The sequence below is a fragment of the Streptomyces sp. NPDC001222 genome, from assembly GCF_042896945.1.
GTDB lineage: Bacteria > Actinomycetota > Actinomycetes > Streptomycetales > Streptomycetaceae > Streptomyces > Streptomyces gibsoniae.
On sequence record NZ_JBIAXT010000100.1, the window covers coordinates 1 to 1,145 of the forward strand.

Genomic DNA, 1,145 nt, shown 5'->3' on the forward strand with positions numbered 1-1,145 from the left:
GATCAAGGAGGCCAATAGCCTCGGCCTGACGCTCCGCTTCGAACCGATCCAAGCCGCCTGACCTGGGCAGCGCACTTCATTTTCGTGTCAGACCCACCTGCGCGGCCGCGGCTACGGTAAGAGCTCGTGCGGCCGCGAAGTGCCTGAGGGCGTGGCTTTGTTCACGAGATTGGACAGCAGATGTCGACCACTTCGGGAAGCGCGAGAGTCTGGCGCTGTTCGATTGCCAGATGGCTAGAAGAGGTCGGCCGAGGTGCCCTGCGTGAGGTTCTCGAGGATCGTGCGCAGCCACGGGCTGCGCACGGCTGGTAGCCGGACCAAGGTGTGCTGGAACGTTTCCCGGTCGGCCCGGAACAGGTGGTTGGGGAGCAGCGGGAGCGGGTCGTCGCGTAGTACGTCTTGCGGTATGCGGCCCGACGCGGGAACCGGCAAGTACGGCTGGGGAGAGACCAGCCACAGCCACACCCCCAGCGGCAGGGGCACCAGGCATGCCGACTCAGTCGGGCCGGCGGGGGTCCAGGTCTGACCCGTCTGGGGGTGGACCGGTACGAGGAGAATGTCGACGCCCGTGTCGGGGGAGGGCCGTCCCGGTCCAGCCAGGACGGCGCGCCGCTTCGGGGGGCCTGCGGGCAGTAGGGCGTCGAGCGCGCGTTGGAACACGTCCGCGGTCAGGCCGACCGGGACCTTCACCGACTGCCCTCGGGAGGCAACCAGCAGGTGGGCGAGCGCCTGGCCGGCTGCCGCCTCCCACTGCGGACTCCACGACCAGTAGTGGTTCGACCCCAACCGTCCTCCCCACGTGGCGATCGGCTCGAACGGGGGCGTTTCCTCCCCCTTCTCTGCCAGCTCCGCCCAGGAGAGGGGCGCAGCGTGGACACCGTCAACGGGGACGCGGTGCACGGCGTCAGAGCTGAGCCGCACTGCCTGCCAGAGCGAGCAGTCGTCGACCCTCGTCGCCACGGGGAGGTCGCATGCCTCGCAGGCCATGTTGGGCCCGTCGGCTCCGTCGAGGCCACAGCAGGCACCCCCGCGCTTCTCAGAAATGAGCCGGGTTCCACGGATATCACCGGGCGCGATGACACTCGCCCCGGGCGCACTGTCGGACAGGGCGTAGACCGGCGCGTAGATGCCGCGTGCCTCCGCCT

At 69.3% G+C, this 1,145-nt stretch carries 1 protein-coding gene; it reads right to left on the reverse strand.

Annotation, left to right across the window (positions count from 1 at the left end; translation table 11 throughout):
• Nucleotides 1-234 precede the first annotated feature (234 nt).
• On the reverse strand, nt 235-1,145 hold a 911-nt coding region (locus ACFY2Z_RS41705; protein WP_390749207.1), incomplete at its 5' end, for a hypothetical protein.